The following is a 21640-nucleotide window of genomic DNA, read 5'->3' as shown; positions in this document are numbered from 1 at the left end:
AGGAAGATTCGAAGACAATTCGATAGTTTAACAACAAGCCGTAGATTTGCATACCACCAATTGCCACCTCTTTAGTGACTTAAAACTCGGAGCACCATCAATAGACTTTTTACCAGCTAACTATGGGAGGCCAAAGGGCTGCCTACCATAGTTAAATTTTATCATCCTGTATTTAGCAAATTACAAAACCAAAAGCCGCTTGCGCTCTTTGGGATCTTATTAGAATCATCATGCTTTTAAATTTAGACTTTTGATTGGAATAGCTGCATACATTTTGAAAATCTCCATTTGCTACATTATCTGCCCATGATAAAGTCACTATTGTCATTATTATCCAAATGTGAAGGCGCAGAAAACGCGAACTTTATTACAGTGTCAAGACGTTGCGTAAAAAGTGGATCTCTAGTTTCTTATTCAAGCAATTAAAAGCCTCTTTACTTAAGGACACGACCGTTACATATTGATTCCATCTACATTTCAGACAATACCATCAAAAATAGCAATAGTATTTTGAACAATCTGATAATCTTTACCCCTACCCCTAATGACTTTTCTGTATAAGTTTGGAGGTTGGCATAGTAATTTGAACCAGTTACCATAAGCTCATTGTCTCGAATATGGGCATTTAACAAATCAAAAATTCACATTGTCCAAGGTAAAAAGTGGCGTTTTTCAATGCAATAATAAAGGTCTGCAAATTGTAGCGCTTCGGCACTGGAGGGTTAGTCTCTAACAAACGTACTAAAACCTTACTATGATTTTTCTTTGACACAAAAAACTATGTTTCTGTGTTTGCTGATCATAATATATTTCATGTGTCAAGATATTAGTTTTTTTGGTTTCTGGTTTTTGTGGTTAGGATTTCCGAATTGATCACCTTAATGTGTGGGGTGTCGGTCATTAGAAAACGGGATTGTTTTTCCATTTCCTGTAGTGTATCATTAATATTGTTATGGGCGGTCTGCACTTCGATGCGAACGATAAAAAACAGCTCTTCGGTTTTCATAATATTTTAGTTTTGGTATTGATTGATAAATTGAATTTATTGGAGGCTAAAGGGGTAATTTCTCCCAGCAGGTTGTCAGCATACAGCTTTTCAGTACAATTAATGGAGTAATTCAAAAAAATCTCCATACATCCTTATAGCATTTTAATTAAGCCCCGCCATAAACAGGCAGGGCAAAGTGACATTAAGCAGGAATTGTAATTTCCGCTTCGATTTCTGCGAGGCGATTGGTACATAGCTCACGCACAAACTGGGCAACCGCTTTGATGATCACAGGGTTTTTGGTGGAGAACTTGTTGCGTTTATCGTCTGTGATTTCAATTTCGCAACCCTGATAATAATTTGAGGTGATATCTTCGGCTTCTTCCTTTTGTTCAATCTCAAATTTATCGAGATTATCAATAGTGTGTACCAGTCTACCCCGTTGCACCATTCGGCGGTGAAGTTCTTCTACCAGTTTTAATGTGCTCTCCAAATTCATGGCAGGTTTTTCGGGTTTAGTATCAGCATTTTTTGATTCGATCTTTTCTTCCTGATCCTGTGGCAACTGAACGACAGTGCCAGGGGAGTTTGATCTTTCGTTATTAATTTTTAGATCCAAGGTTTTTAAGCCTGCTGCTGTTTGGTCTTTTTTTAAATCCTCTTTTTCCGGTTCATCATCAAAAGACTTATTTTCATTGTTTAAGTTTGCCTTGCCTGCCAGGGGTTGATAAAATGGGTTTTTTGCGGATTTGATATCTAAAAATTCGGGTTTTGAATTAGTGCTATTTATACTTTGATTTTTCATGATTTTTGATTTTAATATTTGAAATAATTTGATTGATGATTTTGCCTATTGTGGCATTGTTTGATGAGCGTTTGCTCAGGGGTCGGGTTGGTGGGCTTCTGTTTTTTAATGGGTTCATCGCTTAGTTATTTAATGATTCAAAGTCAGTCGGCAGGAGCCTCCTGGCTTTTTGTTAAGCCGCCTCTCCTTGATACAATCCAGTATGCAAGGCAAGACTTTTCGAAAAACAAATACGCTTTTGAGCGCAGCGAGAAAGGAAGATTTTTTTTCAGCAAACCGAAGGTGTGGTCTTGACGGCAAACGGATTGTTCAGAAATTTGCTACTCAAAATGCCTACAGGTACTTTATATGAATTTTTAAAGGCAAACAGTTTGAAAATTTCGCAGACAATGCGAAATACATACAATAAATAAGTAGGTTTTGGATATAAACCGATAAGAGTTAACTGAAACTTGCAAGCAATGGATAGATTGATTATCTTAGCCGCCGAGAGCGTTAATTTAGATAAACGGATTTGTGGCCATGGCTGCATTTCCGTTTTTTTATTCGTTAGTACTCAATTCACTAACTTAGGCTTAAAGATTTAATCAACAACCGAATTTAAAAATTTGCTTTTGCGTAACGCTAGCATGCACTTAATTGTGATGCCATATCGGCATAGTTTTCTATCGTCCGGAAATTGCCTGAAAACACTTTTTGCCAGGAGTTTACGAATGAATGAATAAAAAATAAGCTCCTACGAGAAATCGCAGAAGCTTTAAAATCAGATCATAATTCCCTCATCCATAAAGCTACAATACCCATGCTTACAAACAATGATGTGATCGAGTATTTGGAGATCAAGCAACTTGCCGGCTTCGGTCAGCTTCCTGGTTAGTTTCATATCGGCCTCACTTGGGCTTGATTCACCAGAAGGATGGCTGTGAGAAAGAATTATCCCACTTGCACAGGCTTTCAACGCCACGGCAAAAATAATTTTGGGATCAGCTATTGTTCCCGACATGCCACCCTGAGAAATATTGACGATACCTAAGACCCTGTTTCTTCGGTTTAATAAAATAATTTTGAACTCCTCAATGAGCTCAATTTTGTTCATGTCCCAATTACTTTTTAGTATGTCATATGCCTTAGTGGAACTATCGATTTGCGGGCGATCCATTGCGATAAATTTCGGTTTGTAGCTGATTTCGATTTCGGCAAGCTGATAAAGTGAGTTTTCCATAATATAATGATTTAATTATGGTGCATGAGCTGGCTTGGTTTGCGCCAAAGAGATTGAAGCAACGGAATAAATGGAAATAGCGGGAATGGCCACAGGCGGGTTTATGCCGGAATTTCAGTCTCGTGCCGAAAAACAAGCCTAAATTTGCGGCGGATTAAATGATGCCCCTTTTTCACCTTTTTGCTATTGAGAGGATGCACATTCATTTCTAAATCTATCTCAAGGTGCTTCGCCACCTTTTAGTGAAGGTATTTTTAGAAATTTATCAGTGAGCAGTGACTTTATCAGGAAAAAAGGAGTTAGTAGATATATAGTTAAAATTATATTGTGCTGTGAAAACGGTATGCTAAATAATTATTAAAGCGCATGAATCTGGTAATATCCTGTGGGGATTAAAACCTAAACAAACAAGGCTATAAAGGGCAATAATGCTAAGAATAAGCATGTTGTACTTAAATAATACATCTGAAATGGAATAAATTTCAACACAACAAACAGCAAATAGTGTATTAGGCAAGGATTTTCGTTCTTCGATTTAAAACGATAAAGTCCCGACCTATGGCCGGGACTTAGGATTTTCCAAAACAGCTATCTTGCTATTTTGCGCTATTTTTCTTCTCTGTAACCTCTGCCCTGATTTCCTGAGCTAAAACTTTAAGGTCTTGCATCGCTTTACGAACACGGGTACCTGCCGCAGCATTACCATTTTCATAAAATTTAGTGGTATCAGCCTCAATTGCTGACACCAGATCTTTTACTTTTCCAAACTTTTCCATAATTGTTTCTTTTGCTAACTAAAATCGTCAGCGATTTATAAAATTTAATAGTTGTTTACAAAAAGCGAGCCGCTAAATTATAAAAAGTTCTTAGACGCCCAAGCCCTGATTGGCAGAGACGTCTTTTCCCTTCGATTTTGTCTCTGCTTTATTCTGGGAAGGTTGTTTAAGAAACTGTTCCCTTTTTTCTGCTCTTCCGTTGGCTGCGAACATATTGAGTTGGGAATAACGTGGCACCGCTTCAACCTGTAATCTCACCTGCTCCCCATTTTTTTCTACAGTGATCACCGGACGATCACCATTTTTCAATTGGGCTTCCAGTTTTTCTCTTTCTTTAGGGCTTTCGAGTTCTTTGATGTTGAATTTATCCAGTACCTCTTTTAGGTTGAAGCCGTATGAGGGATCGTGGTATTGATTCATATTGAAATTCATGTGCCTGTCCCGTGGCCCATCGAGGTCTAGCTTCATCCAGGCTTTATAGGGCAATCCGCCCTGGGTGAGCATGTCCTCACGATAAACTGCCCGACCCTCGATTAAATTTATGGACTGTGAAGCGGTGAACCCTTTGCCTCGTTCTACCCATATGGTTTGGGGCAATGGCGGATTTCGGAAAGTCCTGCCAAAATCTTTGTCCACATAATTGATCTTACCTTCTTCCATGGTGGCGAGTTTTGTTTTGTGTGCGGCGTCCTTACCTACGGCCAGTTCTGCATTTCCCTGATGCTTCCTGAATACTTCAATGGCATCTGCTACATTATCTCTTTTAAACACATTATTTTTTCCAGGCGTATCACTTGGCGAAATAACCAGATACTTTTGGCCCGCCTCTAAGGGTTTACCCTCGTTTAGTGCCACATCGTATTTATTAAGGTAATAATTTTCGGACTGGCCGGATTGCTTGAAATAAAGATTGAGATCTATTTGTCCTTTATGTCCATTGATCTGGTCCTTTAAAATAAACTCCGGAAGATTGGACTTCATGTTTTCTTCCATTTTCTCCTGCAGCTCCTTACTGAAACCCAGACTTTTCATCTCATTTTTGAGATTTTCCAAATTGTTTAAATTCATACTATTGTTGTTTATGGTTAACTAATTAGCTATTGTTAATTTCCTGATCCACTCACCGGACTGACGGTAATAAATCGAACACTATCTCCAACCAATACCACCCAGGGCATTTCACCAAATGCATGCTTCCATAGTACTCGGCTCAAACTTAAAGGGCTTCTTTTTAAAGGACAAAGTCTTTGCAGTGCACCATTTTGTTCGAAGCGGCTCGAGATTGGTAAATCAATTTTATTCCTTTCATAATCCAGCTCAGACCTGACCTAATGGAAAGTCCGGTAATCCCCATATCGTTTACCCACTTGTTGAACCGTTCGTAATTTTGCTCCCGAATCTCCTTCGAATACTTTACGAGGCCGGGCATGATGAGCAAGCGCTCTTTCCAATCCGAGTATTTCTAACGATTGGATTGGGAAAAAACCTTTACGAAGCATTTTCATGATTGAGCGGGTCATGTTTGCGAAAACACACTCATCAAGGGCAGTAACCCCGGGCGAGTACCTGCCAGGCCACGCCTTAAAAAAAAAATCTTTCTCTTTTATTCCTTTAAATAAGTCGTCCTGAACTTCTCCAAGCGATTCAAGTTCCTTTTGCTTTGCATCCCAGTTTTCAGGATGTTTTTTCCGAGGTTGATCTCAAAAATGAAATTATTTTCTGATTTGGTTATTGCGCAGCAGAACCGGAAACCCTGCTTTCACCTTCATTTTTACCCGCCTTACTTTTTTGGAAAAAAGCCCTTTAGCGGCGTCGATACCTGCACCTGCTACTTGGGTTCCAATGGATTGATCCATGGTCAGCAGTTGAAGGCCTCTCACTGCATCATCTGCTCCACCTGAAATCGCATTATCTACTATTGCATCTGGCGCCGCAATTCCTTTAATACCATCAAGGCTGTAGATGGAAAGGTCTACCGGAATGATGCTTTTATCAATCCGTATGGTTTTGATATCTACAAGCAACCTTTGATTAGTCAGGTTACAAAGTCCAAAAATTTCGTGTCCCTTTGGAAGCATGATGCCGTTGATGGTGAGTGTATCAGTGAGCACCAGTTTAAGCACTGCGCCCTGAATGAGGGTTTGTTTTGCCGCAACCTGGGCTGGAATTGCCGCAAATTTTTCTTCAGGTGCTGCATTGACTTGTTTAAGGTAGGCATCGCGTACACGCTCCGGGTGCTGAATATCCATGACCTTTTCGAGCATGCCCGAAAGCTGTTTGATTTCCTGATCTTCATTGGCATTTCCCTGCATAGAAGCCATGAGCTTTTCCAGCCTGTCCACATCGGTGCTCATCCCGGGCACGTTTATATCACGTTCGCGGGAAGAAGGTTGCGTACGGGTATCGGAAGGGGCATTGATCTGCGCGTTCAATTGTCGGAGCTTAAGATCAATATCCTGTGTAGGATCTGCCCCCTGTGGCGCAGCATATCCGAACCTGCCAGCAAGCTCTTCCAGATGGCCGGAGCCAGCTTTTACTGTATCCCGCTGAGCCTGCTGATAAATCCCCATTTTATCGGCAGGCTTTTCCTTGGCAAAGCTCGCGTTGGGGAGTGAGGAATTGATCCCTGTATTTACTGAATGATTATCTTCTACCGATTTTCCCCCTCCCATGGCGTAAAAGGCGAGGGAAAGAAATGGCAGGATGAGTACTGGCAAGGCGAGCATCATTTTTCTGTTGTCCTTGATTTTTTGATTTTTCATTTCTTTATGTTTTAAATAGTCATTGAATAGCATTGATAATGAGGTTAAGCAAGGCGGCACTCATCAGGACGATAAAAGTAATCAGCAATGCCCTCAGCACTTTGGATGATATGTTCCGGCATTTAGCATTGAGATGGTCTGCTAATCTTTGCTGCAAGAAAAGCATTTTTTGATTGAGCCTGGACACCGTTGCCCGTTTGTTTCGGTTAATATTTGATTCCTTTTCCATTTGCTATGGGTTTATGGGTTCATCATGATTGTCAAGTGTCTCCCAGCGTTGTATTAAAAATCCGTGTGGATTGTTATCTGAGCGGGAAACATTTCTCACTGTTCCGGTCGTCATGAGCTTTCGGGTTACTGTTGAAGTGGCCCGAATGAGTTTCTGTGTAGCGTAGCACCTGAAGCGATACGGGTAATCAGCAAGGTCGAGAGAGGTACTGTCGACCACAATTTCCTGGGAGATATTCGCAGAGATCAGGTTATTGAAATACCCTTTTTCCTTGAGATTATCATAGGCGCGTTTAGCGCTTTCATCAGCCAGGTTCAAAGCGGATGAGATATTCGACTGAATGACCTTTTCATCGGGATCCAGGGTAAAAAAGTAGTAGTGGAACATCTTGATGTGGTCACGAAGTTCTACCGAGATATTATCCTTTCTCTCTCCGGATACTGCCTCCAGTACCTTGCCATTCGCCAGGATATAAACCCGCTGTTGGGTGCTATTTACGATGCTGAATCCCTTATAGATCGCAAAGCCTGAAACGCAAACGCAGGCTATGATCAGAAAAAGACTGAAGCGTTTGATATGCTGAAAAGCAGTGTCAATGTTTTTGAATTGCGTAAACATAAGCGGTAAATTTTTAAGAAGTTTTTCCAGAAATTTTGTCCTTTTGATAGCTTCCCCGATCAGGGAAGTAGTCTCCTTGTGCAGCGGATGCATAACCTTGAGACTGCACCCGGGCCTTATCCCCCAGCGCATCGGCGACCATACCACCTGCTCCGGTGGCAGCGCTCATTCCAGACCTTGGCGCCGCAACCGTCATAGAATTGACCTTGGTTAGAATCACATTTCCCCCACCTGCATGAACGACATAATTGGCAACATTGGGAACGGAGAAATAGCCTACAATGCCGATAATGAGAAAAACCAGGTAAGCAGTATCTGTGGACGAGAAAAATGTATCGCCTTGCGCCTCGATCTGGGAAAGATCAACCTTAATCATATTCTCCTGAATCTTACCCAGTATGCTGCCAAAAATGTTGGCGATGGGTAGCCACAGAAAAATATTTACATATCTGGCGAGCCATACGGTAAGCGTTTGCTGAAAACCGTCAAAGACGGCAAAACCAAATACCAGCGGTCCCAGAATGGCCAGCACGATCAGAAAGAATATCCGGATGGTGTTGATGCAGAGCGATGCTGCAGCATAGAGCACCTCTAATACTTCCTTAAGCCATGATTTGATTGAATTGCGGAGGTTATAGCTCTGCTTTTCCATCCAGAACTGCATGGAATTGCCCAGTCCATCCAAAAACGTTTCATCTTCACGTCCGGGATCTTTGGGATGGGTATATTTATACCACTTATCACTGTCTCCCTGACCACTCTCCCCTACATACATCTGCCAATTCTTAGATTTCCTGATGGCCGCCTCCTTTAGTTTCAGCAATCTTTCAATAGCTTTATTGCTATCGGACACCATTGCACCTGTTGCCGAAACGGTAGGTTTAAGCACACCATTCATAATGCCTAGCACCGCGGGGAACATCATGATGCATAAGCCTAGGGCGAAAGGGCGAAGCAAGGGATAAAAGTCAATAGGCTCTGCAGCGGCAATCTGGCGCCACACCCGGCTGGCGATATACCAAAGGGCACCAAATCCTGCAATCCCCCTTGCGACATCAATCAGACGGGAGCTCAAAGGAATCATCTCTTCATACACATGGTCCAATACGGCCTGCATGCCTGTTAATTCGCCGGCGATGCCTTGTGAAAAACCAGCAAACGGAGAAAGAAAAATGACAAGGCAAATCCCTGCTCCCTTAAAAGGGAGATTAAATAATCTTTTCATGATCTAAAATTTTAATTGATTCTAAAGAGGTTTTTTGCACCTTGAACATCAGTGAATGCGCCCTTTCGCTGGATGAGTAGCGTGCCGGCTTCCAGGTTAAATTTTCTCAGGAAAACCAGTTTATCAGCGGTATCCTTGAAAATCCTGTCAATCGCGGAAAGCCTTTCTTCATCACTCATGCGCAGTGAGCCTGCGGTAAGCACCAGGGTCAGTTCCTCGAGATTGTCTTTGGTTTGATCAAACAGCACGGTATATACCCGGGAAATATAACCCATCTCGTTTCCATTCATTAGACCTGAAGCATTGAAGTTTTTCAGTGCATGCTTATATTCTGAAACGATATCTTTTTGAGCGGTGATGATATCCGCGACCCGGGCGTACTTGCGAACTTCAGGTGATACCAGCAGGAGCCCATCCAGAAAGGTTTCGTGCAAGGAGAAATTCCCCTGGGAGATGCTTTTTACTGCATTATATCCGGTTGAAATGATGGTGTATCCTTTTTTCATATCGCTCAGGATATTTTTCAGCTGGCTTAATTTTTCGACGTTCAATAGCAGCTGCTGGACTTCGGTGGATTGTGCAAAGCTGTTGATACAGCACAAAAAGCTGAGTACAACAAATAAGACGATCCTGGATATTTTACCTGTTTTCATACCATTCCTCCATTCTTTTTATGGTTTCTAATTCTCTGGTCCGCTCGGCACCCAATTGCTTGAAAGTGCCCGAAATGCCAAGGGCAAAGCTCCATTTCTCCTGCATATCTCCGTGTAGGCGGTCTATGCGAACAAGCCGTTCATCATCTGTTAATTCAGCCTTTCCGGAAGTTATGATCAGAAACAGTTCTTCCATATCTTGTAGACATTCATCGAGCAGACTACCTCTGATGAGATCCAGATAAGTGATATATTGAGGGTTCAAGCCTTTAACACTCCTCAAAACATTGAAAGTTTTGGACACCTCGATTTGCATCTGGATGATCTCTGCGACCTTTACATTATTCCTGACTTCGGGGCTTACCGTTTTTAGTGAGCTGAAAAACGCACCGTGCAGGTCAAATTCTCCTTTACTGGCATCTTTTATAAAGGTAAGCCCGGAGCGACCAATGTCATATCCCTTCTTTAAGTACCCGGCATAAACTTTGAGTGCGGCAACCTGCTCGAGAAGATACTTTTGCTGTGTCTTTTTTTGGGAAAACCATTCCGACCAGGTCTGCGCGTTTGCTGCGCCGGAAATTAACAGCGCCAATATCATTAGTACTGGATATTTTTTATTGATCGATTCCATAGAGCTCCTTCAATTTGGCTACTTCCTCAAGCGATACTGACCTTTTAATGCTCAGATCAATATTTCCAGCATTAAAAGCCCTTAGATCCGTATAATTTTCTTCCATCTTCTGTGCGGCGCCGTTTATGATTTCCAGCCGCTTTCCATCACTCATTTGGGTTTTAAAAGAATTGACGACCAGCAACACCTGGTCGAGATTCTTGACACTTTCTTCCAAAATCCCGAGATAAGTCTTCTGCATCTGATCCAGCTCGTCCACGGTGAAGTGTTTATCCTTTTGAAAGAGTCCCCAGGCCCATTTGTATTCTTCCACAATGGCAATTTGCCGCTGAGTGAGGTCTTTCACTCTTTTATAATAGGTGATCGCGGTCTTGACTTTCCAAAGCGAAGTATAGTATTCACTGTAGAGTTCCTTCTGCCGTTCCGTCCAATCGGCGATTTCGGTGAGCTTAAGTTTTGAAAGCTGGTTTTCAAGAACCTTTTGGGCATTTTGGAGCCAAATCGTTTCATTTTGAAGGCGCTGAACTTTCAGATCTACCGCGCGAATCACTTTTTTCACCCCTGCCTTGATCACTTCAAGTACTGCTATCTGTGCATTCGCTCCTTTGGGTAGGCTCACGCAGATGGTCATGGCGCTGACCGGCAGGATTACCATATAGTTTTTCATATGTCTTTTAATTTTGGACGCCAGCATACCCAGAATTTTATAGGGGTTTGCCAGGCTGTTTCTGATTTTGGTGCGTGGCCCTGCACCATTTGTTTGAGATCTCATATTTTTTAGCGCTTATTTTTTAATGTATTTTCCTTTCCCGATCAGCAGGTATCCCGAATCGGGATAAATGGTGATGAGCTTACCTTTTTTTATTTCGGTTAAGGATTTTGTTCCCTCATCATAGAGGGCTTTCCATTCTTCCCGTTCATATTGTCTCTCTCCTGATTCTCCATTTTCGATCAGATGATACCCTGTTCGGCGATGTATCAGAAAGACATTGCCCTCGCTGGCCTCAACGGCAAGCGTGTCGTCAGCTTTGCTAAATTCACCTCCGACGGAATTGACATATTCACCCGGCAAAAACGACCGCGATTTGTCGGGTTGACACCCCATGAGCTGGAGCACACAAGCAGCAGCCAAAGTCAATTGATAAATTTTCATGATATCTGTATTTTTTTATAGGTTAATGGATTTATTTCTGATATCTGCTGCCAGGCTTGTTATGCCTTTCTGCACGCTTCCATGCCGCTCAGCATAGTTCTGTACCAAAAGCTTTTCTTTTTCTTCTGTAGTATAGCAGAGGTATTCTTCTAAACTTACCTCGGTCCGGTAAACCTGACTGTGCTGACCACCCAGCGAAATGAATACTTCCTTATATTTTTTGGTTGGGTCATTATTCCTGTTCATCGACAAAATCTGGGATTTTTCTTTTTCGGTGAGGCCGAGCAATTCCTGTATATCGTTAAACTTATTTTGGTACTTACTCTGATCGAGCAGGATCTTACAATCCGAGTTATTGATAATGGCCTGCTTCACTATTGGAGAAGAAATGATGTCTTCGACCTCTTGGGTGACTACAACTGCTTCGCCAAAAAATTTTCTGACCGTTTTGAATAAGTATTTAATGTATTCCGCCATGCCCTCTTTAGCAATGGCTTTCCAACATTCTTCGATGAGGATCATCTTGCGAACACCTTTGAGCTTTCGCATCTTGGAAATAAATACTTCCATGATGATGAGTGTCACTGCGGGAAATAAAATCGGGTGATCCTTTATGGCATCAAGCTCAAATACAATGAAGCGCTCAGAAAGGAGGTCAAGCTGCGCGGTTGCATTGAGGAGGTAATCAAATTCTCCGCCCCGGTAAAAGGGCTTGAGTACATAAAGAAAACTGTTGATATCAAAATACTGATCCCGCACCTTGTTTTCTTCGAGTACCGAAAGATATTCCCCTGACAGAAACTCATAAAATGAATTAAAGCAGGGAAAGATGTCCGGATGAGCCTCGAGGTGCTTAAAGTAGAGCGTCAAGCCATTGGAAAAGCCCACATATTCTGAGCGGGTAAAGGTTTCCCCCTCTTTTTTGGAAAGCGCCAGGAGCAGCGTTTTAATGCTTTCCTTTTTCTCCGTATCCAAAAGGTCGCCATCAGAGAGATAAAATGGATTAAATGCAATGGGACTGGACTCGCTATAGCTGAAGTAATACCCGCCCACCAAATCACAAAGTCCTTTATAGCTATGGCCTACATCAACCAGCAATACATGAGTACCTTGTTCGTAGTAGCTGCGCACCATATGGTTGGTAAAAAATGACTTTCCTGATCCAGATGGGCCAAGAATAAACTTGTTTCGATTAGTGGTAAATCCTTTGGAAATGGGCTCATCGGAAATATCAACATGTACCGGGCGGCCGGACAGCCTATCCCCCAGGCGAACACCGAAAGCAGATCTTGAATCCCGGTAGTGGCTCTCCATATTGAAAAGGCAGGTTGCCTGTTCTAAAAAGGTATCAAAAGTATCGTTCATCGGAAAGTCCGCCTGGTTGCCCGGAAATCCGGCAAACCAGATCTGGGCCCCGCCATCGGTTTCGCGTTTGGCCACGGCTTCGATAGCAGCCATGGCAGAGGATACCCGGTTTTTAATCTCTTTTTGTTCTGCGAGATCCTCCGACCAGGCCATTACATTGACATGTGATTTTACAGGTAACCTGCCCAGGGCAACCGCTTCATTGAGAAAATCATTCACTGCATCCCGGGAAATTGAATTCTCCCTTGAGTAGCTTGAAAGGGATTGCAGGCGAAGCTTTTTAGCTTCCAGGCGCTTAATCGTTTTCTGCGCATCTCCGATAAAAACATATTGGTTGAGGATATGATTGCCTTTTAAAAGCTGACTAAGCGGACTGGCAAATCCGATGCTGAATTTGGAACGGTCGGTTGAATAAGGTTCATAATTAATCCTGCTTCCACAGAATGGTGGTAAATCCTCGGTATCGGCAAGGGTATAAATTTCCATTTTCTTCTCGCCGACAGCAATGCCGTCCTGCAAATTGATATCGCGGATGATGGGCATATGCCCTTCACCTAATAAAAAACAATACCGCTCTATGATGCCTGCTTTATTGGCTGTTCCGGCAAGATCATCATCCGATAACCTTTGAAGGCCAACGAACCCGGAATCATGTAAGATGCGCTCAAACTGTCCGGCTTTATCCAAAAAATCGGCCACCAAAACCGGATTGATCGTCTGCGTGGCAACGATGGATCTTCTCAAAATATTACTAACCGCAGAGCTGGATGGTTTCCTTCCTGCTGGCTTTTTGGTCAAAAAAACGTAGCAGGTGTGCTCAGTAAATGGCCGTTCATTAAAAAATATTTCACTGGCGCGGGAGAGAAAGTTGCGCCCATTCTTCTCAAAATCAGCATCAAATTTCTCTGTTAAAAACCAATCCTGCTTGTGAAAGATGCTCATTTGTGGCAAGACTTTAATCGCTTTCACCCAGGCCTGATGGTAAGCCTCATAGTCTCTGTCGGAAAGGGAAAATATTTCAGGTAACATGGCTTTAAATCCAATCGTAATGTCCCCGCTATGGGAAAGGATGCAGCTATGTTCTATTTTATAAATGGGCAGGATGTTTATGGCCTCTTTCATAAGCTTTGGGTTATTGATAACTGGGATATTTTAGTCTGGTGAAGATTCTTCTTGAAGAGAACCTGATATAATCTGGCAGCCCCTTTTTGGCGATGTATTTCATGAGCCCATGTTCGCCAAAGCGGTGACTGAGGCGAAAGGTGGTGATGAATAGTGCACTGCCCAATAAGCCAATAAGGGGCAAAACGATCAGCAGACTAAGACCAGAAATGTAGAGAATTGCAAAGGATAATAGCAGTAGCACCAGGCCTATGGCGAGATAGGCGATATACTGTGCTTTCAGTCCTTTAAAAACAATTGGCTTGGATACGCCCTTATTGATTTGATAAATGGTTGCCATAATCGTAAGTTTTTTTCGTTGATCATTAATTTCGAATGCCCAAAAGGCATCTTAAATCCCAAAGAAAGATTTGAGTACGGTGGCAACAACCACCAGGAATATGCAACTACCAAACCATGCCGCAGCGACTTTATTGGTATCGGATTCTCCGGCGTTCCATTTATTGAATACTTTGATGGCACCAATGATCCCTACAACTGCACCAATGGCATACATCAGGTCACATCCGGTATCGAAATAACCTTTAACCTTATTGGTGGCTTCCTGAATTCCGGCATTGCCATCCTGGGCAAAGCAGGAAACTGAAAAGATGTAATTGAGCGTCAGCCAGACAATTGAAAAGATTGCAGCTTTTAGCAGTACTATTCTTTTGGCCCTTTTGAATGAATTATTTTCCATGATAAATCGCTTTAGTAAAAAATCAGATGATTAGTCCCACAGATATTCGAGTTCTTCGATGGTCACCTCAAAAGGTGCGTGATCTCGTATAAACTCATTGATCCTGCCGATATTGGGATTGGACCCGATGCGTCCATATTTTTCACTGATCATAGCGGCCAGTGAGAAAAAATCCTGCTTGGTACCGTCTTCTTTTTCCAGGATCCCAAAAAGTTCTTTCAGCTCCTGAATGACATCAGGCACCAAGCCAAGTTGATCTGATTTCTGATCTTCATCGCTACTGCCAGAATGCTCACTGGCAGAAAAACTCAACGCTCCCATGCTTACCACTTCCAGCCCCTCAGGCATTTTAGATTTGCCCATAATCTCCATCTCTGTAAATTCCGCCTGTTTTTCATTCGGTGCAGGATCGCCAGGTAAAATCGAAGATGATTTAGGAATGGAGCCTGAAAGAAATGCTATTGCATCTTTACGAAATACCGTAAGCAAGAGCGTCAGATACCAGAGTGCACTTAACACGGCGAAGAAAACGAGGAAAGTTGTCCAAGAAAATTGTTGTAACATAAGATTTAAGATTTTCCGGCCTGCACCATTGCTGGCCTTTGTTGGTACAAATTTTGGGAAGCAGGGAATTTTTATTTCCGTAGTACGTTGGTACTACCGAACGATTTTTTTAATAATCCGGCGTTAAAACCGATATCGGGACCGCTGATCCTCGGGGATCCAGGCATCACTGTCCTCAATGCGTTTTGATACAAGCTGCTGCATCTCATCGAGGTAACGGGTTTTGCTCATGGACTTGCGTCTTTTGATGTCGGCAAAGCGTTTGAAGTAGCCGGTAATATTTACCTGAAAGGCCTGACCGAAAAATTCCATGAGTTCTGACAAGCTAATCTTGCCCCCATTGACCTGCCCCGTTTCATACACCCCATAAACCAGTTCCACCATATTGACGGCGTCTCCTGTCCATTTGAGATCTTTGAACGCATTCTTGTGCACGGCATCTTCCCCACCCTTTCGCATTTCAATCTCTTGCCTGATTGATTGCTGAAGCTTCTCGTAAGCCATGAACTTAGAGAAAAGATAATCGCTTACTGTTGAGAAAGATGGATCAACATCAGGAACTTCCGCAAAACCGGCCAGCTTGCTGGCACCCTCCCTTGTAAAATATCGTTCGTCCAGATCAGTAGCCCCGAGGCGGTAGTATTGAAAGATGAATTCATTCTGCCTGAAAAACCTGTCAATAAAATAAAGCTGGGATTCCAGGTGTGCCACTTGCTTCTCTTTACCCAAAAGCGGCATACTGCTCTCAATCGCATACCGCTCGGTGATGAGAATCAACAGCGAGTAGATCTTTGGCTTACCAGTTTTGAAGAAATAGATTTCTTCTTCCTGACTGGCGAAACCATTGTTGGAAAGTTCAATTTTTAGCTGAGCGAGGGCCTTTTGAACGAGTGCTAAGCCACTTCTGAATTTTTCGAGTGAATTTTCAATGGAAGCAGTTTCTTCAAGTTGCTCGGAAACCTGAGCATAGAGTTTTTCTGATAGTTTCTTTAGGTTCATGATGATGCATTTTAGGTTAACAATTTGAGCAGCAATCAATCAGATATCGGAAAAAGTAAAATTCAGGGTTCCCGGATAAAACAAAAACTTAAAAAATCCGTTAAAAAAGTATATCCTTCCGACAGGACAATATTAGCCAGGTAAATGCAATGAAAAGTTGATTTGTGACACAATCGACATCGCATGAAAAAACATTCAAGAAATGAGGCCGATCTGCTAGAGACACTGGGCCTTATTATTCCCCTACCCGCACCCTTTCAAAAGCGCGTAAACGAAGAGGTGATTACCGAAAATTTTAAACGAAAACACCTATTGCTCCAGCCTGGCGAAACTGCCCGCAGACTCTACTTTATCAGGCAGGGTTTCCTGCGTGCTTATTTCATAGATGGTAATGGAAAAGAGTGTACCACCTGGTTTATGGGACAAGGAGATTTAATGATCTCAGTGTATAGTTTTTTCACTCAAAAACCCGCTTACGAGTATATTGAGGTACTTGAAGACTGCAAATTGCAATCGTTAACCTGGAATGAGTTAAATAGCTATTACGCTGATTTTGAAGAAGGCAATTTGCTGGGCCGTATCGTGATGCAGAAGTACTATTTGCTAAGTGAAGAAAGGGCGATTTTTCTGCGCACCCAGACTCCTGAGACGCGGTATGAAATGCTTATTGAAAAATACCCCAATATTGAGCAACAAACAACACAAAGCATCATCGCTTCATACCTGGGAATTAGCCGCGAAACATTGTCCAGAATTCACCGAAAAAAACTGGGATTGTGTCATGTGACACAAAATGGGCAAAATTCAAATTCAGTTTTTCACTAAATAAATGACGCGATGAAGTCGAAAATCAAAATAACCGTGTTGTTCCTCTTTCTACTAGGTGCATGTCAGAAAGAACCCATTGGGGACACTATTCCTACACAAAATGCAACAGATAAAATCACGTTAACCCTAAGTGAAGCTAAGAACTTTATCTCGTCGATATATCAGGACAGCAGCAAGGCATTGACAAAAATCAAGATCGACTGGCAACTTGCAGAAAGCGAACCAATGAGGGCAGGCAATAAATGGACAATCTTACTCCAAGGACAGCCTACCTATCAAAACTATAAACAGGGTTATCGTAAACTGGTTATATTCAGAAATAGTGAAAGTCAAAAGATAGTAGCGAAAATATTGGAGATTATTCCAGATGCTATTTATTTGCAAAAGAACCGAATCGCGAGCGCATCTGATTTTACCGGGAGAGTGTTTGCATATGACCTCAATTACAAGTTAACTGGTGGTAGGCTATATAGCGGAGGAAAGCCTGTAGGGCTTATCAAACAATTTACAGAAGAGGGGCAAATTGAAGAGGCGAACAAAATGCTCAAGGATGTAAACCCTTATTCAGGAATCCAGGGGAAAGTGATGTTGATGATGGCGATTGAAACCTGCGAGTGGATTCAGGACAGTTACATAGATGCAGAGGGCGACTTCACTGTGCATTCAACCAAGATATGTTCTACAACTTATTTTGATGGTGGTGGTGACGGAGGATTTTATGATGGTGTCGGCAGCACAGGAAACTCGTCAGACAGTGTTGGTGGCGGCGGCGGCGGTGGCAGTACCGGAACATCCTCCGCACCTCCCCCATCTAATCTTCCCCAAGAAGACAAAAATCCTGTCAATCCAAAAGAAATGATGGAATGTTTCTCAAATATCTCTAGTCCCAATGCAGCCTTTGTAGTTAGGGTTTATGTTGTTGAGCCGCAACCAGGTACTTCTTTTAATGTCGGCGCCAATAGCTTTGGCCATGTTGCTATATCACTAACAAAATCGAGTGGGGCCGAGTCGATTACACAAACTATAGGGTACTACCCAACGGGAACTGGCCTAGACAAATTATCTTCTAAATCACAAATAATAGACAACGGTTTCGATTCATATAATATGTCATCCACCTATTATATATCAGGGGAAAGCTTCCAAAAAGTAATTGATTTTGTGAGCAATCCGAATAAAAATTATCATTTCACAGATTATAATTGCTCAGCTTTCGTTTATGGAGCAGGGCAGGCTGCGGGAATTCCAATTCCAAACCCTACAACACAAATCGGACTTAGCGGTCCTGGTGGTGCCGGATATGCCATGACTCCGGCTGGAATGGCAAGTGCTTTGCGGGAGCAAAAAGCTAATAATCCAAACATGGATCTAAATCAAGCCGGAGGTAAAATTCCTGAAAGCAAAGGACCTTGTAATATTAAATAAGATGAAAAAGAGCGATAAAATTATTATTATATTAATTGCCGCTGTAATTATTATAAGCAACCTGCCTCCGATAACCTACTTTTTACAAGAAGGGTTTGAATATCAAAACAAAGATGGAAGCTTCAAATTTTCAGAGCAAAGCGGACCAACTCAAGGGTTTGATGTTGCACTTGCACGCTTTGAAAGTTTCAAAAAACATAATCCTGAAAATCTAAATAAAATACTGTACAGAACTTTCAGTTTAAAGCCATGGAGATTTTGGGAATGGTGGAATATGATCTCACATTTTGAAAGATACAGGTTACCCAAATATCAACCTTTATGAAAATGCCCGGTCGTGTTGACCAGGCAGTGTATCAGTAACAAAAGTAATCATGAATGACCTTGTTATTGATATTATCAAGCAAAACACATTGATGATTGTAGGCAACGTCTCTCGCCTCACGAAGATCATCGGTTTCCAATAAATCTTCCATTGCCGTTTCATTAAAAACCCTGTAAAGTTTTTTTTCATTTTTTTCGAGCTGAATTTTCCATAATATTTCTTTTTCAATTTGCAGCCCGGGTAAAATATTACGAATTGTCAAGGGCGGTCAACAGACCGTTTATAAACCTTAATAATTTAACAGGAATATTTTACAGCTTAGCAAACAACAAAAAGTATTAGAAAAATCTGCTGAATATTTAGAAGGACAAAAAGGCATTTATTTGTAAATAAAACCCAGAAAGAAATAAACTCAGAATTTTATTACAATTCTGCGATCCTAACATTTGCGTTATTTTTTAAGCTTAGATTTCATCTGGCTTTGTTCGTGAAAAGAAATCAATTTCTTTTGGTTTGCAATGATCTCCAACAAATCCTCAATCTTACCACTTTTTGAAAGCAGCTCTTTTTCTAGTTCAGCAATTTGATTTTGAAAGACAACAAGATCTTTACTAAACATACTTTTCAATGGTTCCTCATTTAAATAGTATAGGAATAGATTTTTATTAAAAAGCCTGGAAAACAATATCAGCTTGTCAATATCAACTGATTGTCTATTGTATATCCCATATAGCGTTGACTCGCTTACATTGATATATTGCGCAACATTTTTTGCTTTCAAACCATTCTGCTTAACCAAATCTCTAATAATCTTTCCAATTGCAAACGCCATAAACAAAGCTTGCAAAACAGATATTCTTTATTAAATTATAAACTATCATATTATAATAGCTTTTAATACTGAATTATAGTAGTTTAAGGCACAAAACATTATATTTGATTAAATAAATGACATTTGTATTTAAAAACTGAATGAATTAATTCATATCAATTGGAGATTAATTTAAATAGAGCTTAAAAATTTTAATTTTGCAGTAGTAATCTTAACAAATACTGCTAACGAACCTCGCCACTAAATCTGGTAAATTTTCACGCGAGCGTAAGTGAAGCATCCATACCCTATATAACTATAGGGCTGGTGCTCGCTTATGTTTAATGTGTGAAATTTTTTCGCAAGAAAAAATTGGCTTTACCAGAGCCTTGTGACATTAGACTTTGCGGGTGCTAGCCCTAAAGTAACTTCCAGTTCGTATTATAATCAGGCTCTGAAACGATACGAACATGAATAACTGCGAGCATCTTTCCGACTACGATCTGTCAGTTCTAATTAGAAATGGAAATCATTCTGCTTATACGGAGATTTATAATCGTTATTTTTATCTGATGTTCATTTTCGCTTTCAAAAAACTTCAGGATGAAGAACTTGCCAAAGATTTTGTCCAAGAACTTTTTATAAACTTGTGGACCAAAAGAGAATCACTTTCAGAAACCGGAAAACTCTCCTCTTATCTTTACATCATTATTAGAAGCAGAATGCTAGATTATTTTGCGCATCAAAAAGTGCGTAATAAATACGTCGATTTTCTCAAATCCTACCAGCAAACTTCTGATGAGAGAACAGATCACTTGATCAGGGAGAAAGATCTTGCAAAATATATCGACGAGCAAATACAGACCTTGCCTCGTAAAATGAGGCAGGTTTTCGAACTCAGTAAAAAAGACCATCTTAGTAACCGTGAAATTGCTCAAAAACTAAAAATCTCGGAAAGTAACGTATCCTCACAGCTAGCCAATACCTTGAAAATATTAAGAACAAAGTTTGGTAGCATTATATCGATACTGATACCATAAAGATTTTCTATAAAAAATCTTGACATCTTGATTAGCAACTCGTACTAGCTCCAAATCAATTGAATCGAAATGGACAACGAGCAAGCTTTTATACTTTTGGGAAAGTACAATTTGGGAGAATGTACTGATGCTGAAAAGGCTTTAGTTGAACAGTCATTTATGGCTTTTAACGAACAGGATGTCAAAATTTCCTTTCAAAAGTTGCAGGCTTTGAAGAGCCAAATCGCGAGGGACTTACCCAAACCAATGGCGAAAGCAAGCTTTGTTAAAATCTCAATAGCGATAACATCAGCAGCCGCTGTGATTGCTTTTGCAGTTTATATGCTGATGCCACGTTATGAAAATGATGTAAAGGCAAGCTTGCATATCGCAGAACAAATCTTCCCTAAAGGCAACCAAGCTTTAATTACTCTATCAAACGGAAAAACAATTTCATTAGATCAAAACAGTAAAGAAATCAAGGTTTTAAGGACCGGATTAACCTATGCTGATGGCTCTAAATTACTTGATAGACCAATAGAATTCCAAACGATCTCCACTCCCAATGGCGGAGAATATACGATAGTGTTGTCCGACGGCACCAAAGTGTGGCTAAACGCCGCTACTGTTTTACAATATCCTACCAGTTTTAGTGAGCGAACTGAACGTAGAGTAAAATTAGTTAGCGGCGAAGCCTACTTTGAAGTTGCAAAAGACAGTGAACATCCATTTATTGTATCAACAGCAGACCAGCGTTTGACCGTATTAGGTACGCATTTTAACATTAATGCCTATACAAGGCAGATCAAGACAGTTCTATTAGAGGGATCGGTGCAGCTGAATGATCAAAGCCAGGAACAGTCGGCCCTATTGAAACCCGGTGAACAGGCAATTAAAAACGGGAGCCAATTCGATACTTCGAAAGCAGATGTCGGCCTAGAAGTGGCTTGGGTAAATGGAAAGATAAAATTTAGGAATGCCGATATAAAAATGATCCTTGCTGAAGCAGAACGGTGGTATAACATCAAAGTTATCTATGATGCTGATGTACCAAAAGTTCAGTTAACCGGCGGAATATCGAGAAAATCTAGCCTTGCTACCCTATTAAAGCTGCTTCAAATGAGCGGCATACACTTTAGCTTGAATGAAGATAACGGAATTAAAACACTTACTGTAAAATCTTAACAAATAATCAATCGTCTAATTAACCCTATGTTGCCTATGTAGAAACATGAAAATTAAGTTTTAGTTAATGATTCCAGATAAAAAAGCCGGAGGTGTTTTCGAAGAACACCACCGGCGCAGTCTGGAGATTTAACATCAAGCACGAACCTAACATTTTATTAACCAAACCAAACAAAAGTATGATTTTTTATCAACT

25 protein-coding genes are annotated in these 21640 nt (G+C 41.2%); 5 read left to right on the top strand and 20 right to left on the bottom strand.

The window, feature by feature from the left end; translation table 11 throughout:
- Positions 1-826 precede the first annotated feature (826 nt).
- The 19 genes from R2Q80_RS14315 to R2Q80_RS14225 all read right to left on the bottom strand — a co-directional run bounded on the left by R2Q80_RS14315 (position 827) and on the right by R2Q80_RS14225 (position 15851).
- Entirely contained in the window at positions 827-1006 is a 180-nt protein-coding gene (locus tag R2Q80_RS14315) for a hypothetical protein (protein WP_316800240.1), read from the bottom strand.
- Between the two features lie 184 nt (positions 1007-1190).
- Entirely contained in the window at positions 1191-1793 is a 603-nt protein-coding gene (locus R2Q80_RS14310) for a hypothetical protein (protein ID WP_316800239.1), read from the bottom strand.
- A gap of 763 nt (positions 1794-2556) precedes the next feature.
- On the bottom strand, positions 2557-3015 hold the full coding sequence (locus R2Q80_RS14305) for a JAB domain-containing protein (protein ID WP_316800238.1): 459 nt from the start codon (positions 3013-3015) through the stop codon (positions 2557-2559).
- A gap of 596 nt (positions 3016-3611) precedes the next feature.
- Entirely contained in the window at positions 3612-3791 is a 180-nt protein-coding gene (locus R2Q80_RS14300) for a histone H1 (RefSeq protein WP_316800237.1), read from the bottom strand.
- 90 nt (positions 3792-3881) lie between these two features.
- Positions 3882-4859 (bottom strand): hypothetical protein, encoded by a 978-nt coding sequence (locus tag R2Q80_RS14295; RefSeq protein WP_316800236.1) that lies wholly within the window; start codon positions 4857-4859, stop codon positions 3882-3884.
- A gap of 260 nt (positions 4860-5119) precedes the next feature.
- Positions 5120-5311: a hypothetical protein gene (locus R2Q80_RS14290; RefSeq protein WP_316800235.1), complete on the bottom strand. Its 192-nt coding sequence runs from the start codon at positions 5309-5311 to the stop codon at positions 5120-5122.
- Between the two features lie 192 nt (positions 5312-5503).
- On the bottom strand, positions 5504-6553 hold the full coding sequence (gene traM, locus R2Q80_RS14285) for a conjugative transposon protein TraM (protein ID WP_316800234.1): 1050 nt from the start codon (positions 6551-6553) through the stop codon (positions 5504-5506).
- A gap of 19 nt (positions 6554-6572) precedes the next feature.
- Positions 6573-6782 (bottom strand): hypothetical protein, encoded by a 210-nt coding sequence (locus R2Q80_RS14280; RefSeq protein ID WP_316800233.1) that lies wholly within the window; start codon positions 6780-6782, stop codon positions 6573-6575.
- 3 nt (positions 6783-6785) lie between these two features.
- Positions 6786-7400, bottom strand: a complete 615-nt coding sequence (gene traK / locus R2Q80_RS14275) for a conjugative transposon protein TraK (RefSeq protein WP_316800232.1) — start codon at positions 7398-7400, stop codon at positions 6786-6788.
- Between the two features lie 13 nt (positions 7401-7413).
- Positions 7414-8625 (bottom strand): conjugative transposon protein TraJ, encoded by a 1212-nt coding sequence (gene traJ, locus R2Q80_RS14270; protein ID WP_316800231.1) that lies wholly within the window; start codon positions 8623-8625, stop codon positions 7414-7416.
- 11 nt (positions 8626-8636) lie between these two features.
- Positions 8637-9278 (bottom strand): TerB family tellurite resistance protein, encoded by a 642-nt coding sequence (locus tag R2Q80_RS14265; RefSeq protein WP_316800230.1) that lies wholly within the window; start codon positions 9276-9278, stop codon positions 8637-8639.
- Positions 9265-9909 (bottom strand): hypothetical protein, encoded by a 645-nt coding sequence (locus tag R2Q80_RS14260; RefSeq protein ID WP_316800229.1) that lies wholly within the window; start codon positions 9907-9909, stop codon positions 9265-9267. The genes R2Q80_RS14265 and R2Q80_RS14260 overlap by 14 nt, the downstream gene beginning before the upstream one ends.
- A complete protein-coding gene (locus R2Q80_RS14255) occupies positions 9893-10576 on the bottom strand; it encodes a conjugal transfer protein TraI (protein ID WP_316800293.1) in 684 nt (227 codons plus the stop codon). Before R2Q80_RS14255 ends, R2Q80_RS14260 begins: the two co-directional genes overlap by 17 nt.
- Before the next feature lie 117 nt (positions 10577-10693).
- Positions 10694-11062, bottom strand: a complete 369-nt coding sequence (locus R2Q80_RS14250; protein ID WP_316800228.1) for a hypothetical protein — start codon at positions 11060-11062, stop codon at positions 10694-10696.
- Between the two features lie 15 nt (positions 11063-11077).
- Positions 11078-13549 carry a TraG family conjugative transposon ATPase gene (locus tag R2Q80_RS14245; protein WP_316800227.1) on the bottom strand — a complete coding sequence of 824 codons (2472 nt, stop codon included), beginning with the start codon at positions 13547-13549 and terminating at the stop codon, positions 11078-11080.
- Between the two features lie 10 nt (positions 13550-13559).
- Positions 13560-13889, bottom strand: a complete 330-nt coding sequence (locus tag R2Q80_RS14240; RefSeq protein WP_316800226.1) for a DUF4133 domain-containing protein — start codon at positions 13887-13889, stop codon at positions 13560-13562.
- 51 nt (positions 13890-13940) lie between these two features.
- Positions 13941-14288, bottom strand: a complete 348-nt coding sequence (locus R2Q80_RS14235) for a DUF4134 domain-containing protein (protein WP_316800225.1) — start codon at positions 14286-14288, stop codon at positions 13941-13943.
- A gap of 30 nt (positions 14289-14318) precedes the next feature.
- Positions 14319-14777: a hypothetical protein gene (locus tag R2Q80_RS14230; RefSeq protein WP_316800224.1), complete on the bottom strand. Its 459-nt coding sequence runs from the start codon at positions 14775-14777 to the stop codon at positions 14319-14321.
- A gap of 198 nt (positions 14778-14975) precedes the next feature.
- The gene (locus tag R2Q80_RS14225; RefSeq protein ID WP_316800223.1) at positions 14976-15851 is read right to left on the bottom strand and encodes an RteC domain-containing protein; all 876 of its coding nucleotides are present in this window, start codon (positions 15849-15851) and stop codon (positions 14976-14978) included.
- Between the two features lie 183 nt (positions 15852-16034).
- Here R2Q80_RS14225 and R2Q80_RS14220 point away from each other — a divergent pair, with 183 nt between their 5' ends.
- The 3 genes from R2Q80_RS14220 to R2Q80_RS14210 are packed head-to-tail and all read left to right on the top strand — an operon-like array spanning position 16035 to position 18429.
- Entirely contained in the window at positions 16035-16676 is a 642-nt protein-coding gene (locus R2Q80_RS14220) for a Crp/Fnr family transcriptional regulator (RefSeq protein ID WP_316800222.1), read from the top strand.
- Between the two features lie 12 nt (positions 16677-16688).
- Positions 16689-18104 (top strand): hypothetical protein, encoded by a 1416-nt coding sequence (locus tag R2Q80_RS14215; protein WP_316800221.1) that lies wholly within the window; start codon positions 16689-16691, stop codon positions 18102-18104.
- Position 18105: 1 nt separating this feature from the next.
- Positions 18106-18429: a hypothetical protein gene (locus R2Q80_RS14210; RefSeq protein ID WP_316800220.1), complete on the top strand. Its 324-nt coding sequence runs from the start codon at positions 18106-18108 to the stop codon at positions 18427-18429.
- A gap of 451 nt (positions 18430-18880) precedes the next feature.
- On the opposite strand, the gene R2Q80_RS14205 is transcribed toward R2Q80_RS14210, so the two are convergent.
- Positions 18881-19261: a hypothetical protein gene (locus R2Q80_RS14205; RefSeq protein WP_316800219.1), complete on the bottom strand. Its 381-nt coding sequence runs from the start codon at positions 19259-19261 to the stop codon at positions 18881-18883.
- A 449-nt stretch (positions 19262-19710) separates the two neighbouring features.
- Here R2Q80_RS14205 and R2Q80_RS14200 point away from each other — a divergent pair, with 449 nt between their 5' ends.
- Both R2Q80_RS14200 and R2Q80_RS14195 read left to right on the top strand, forming a co-directional pair.
- A complete protein-coding gene (locus tag R2Q80_RS14200) occupies positions 19711-20280 on the top strand; it encodes an RNA polymerase sigma-70 factor (RefSeq protein ID WP_316800218.1) in 570 nt (189 codons plus the stop codon).
- A 69-nt stretch (positions 20281-20349) separates the two neighbouring features.
- Entirely contained in the window at positions 20350-21444 is a 1095-nt protein-coding gene (locus R2Q80_RS14195; RefSeq protein ID WP_316800217.1) for a FecR family protein, read from the top strand.
- The last annotated feature ends 196 nt before the right edge of the window (positions 21445-21640 follow it).

The sequence above is a fragment of the Pedobacter frigidisoli genome (assembly GCF_032678525.1).
GTDB classification, from domain to species: Bacteria; Bacteroidota; Bacteroidia; order Sphingobacteriales; family Sphingobacteriaceae; genus Pedobacter; species Pedobacter frigidisoli_A.
The sequence above is the reverse complement of the archived record's forward strand: the minus strand, read 5'-3'. Positions and strand labels throughout refer to the sequence as shown.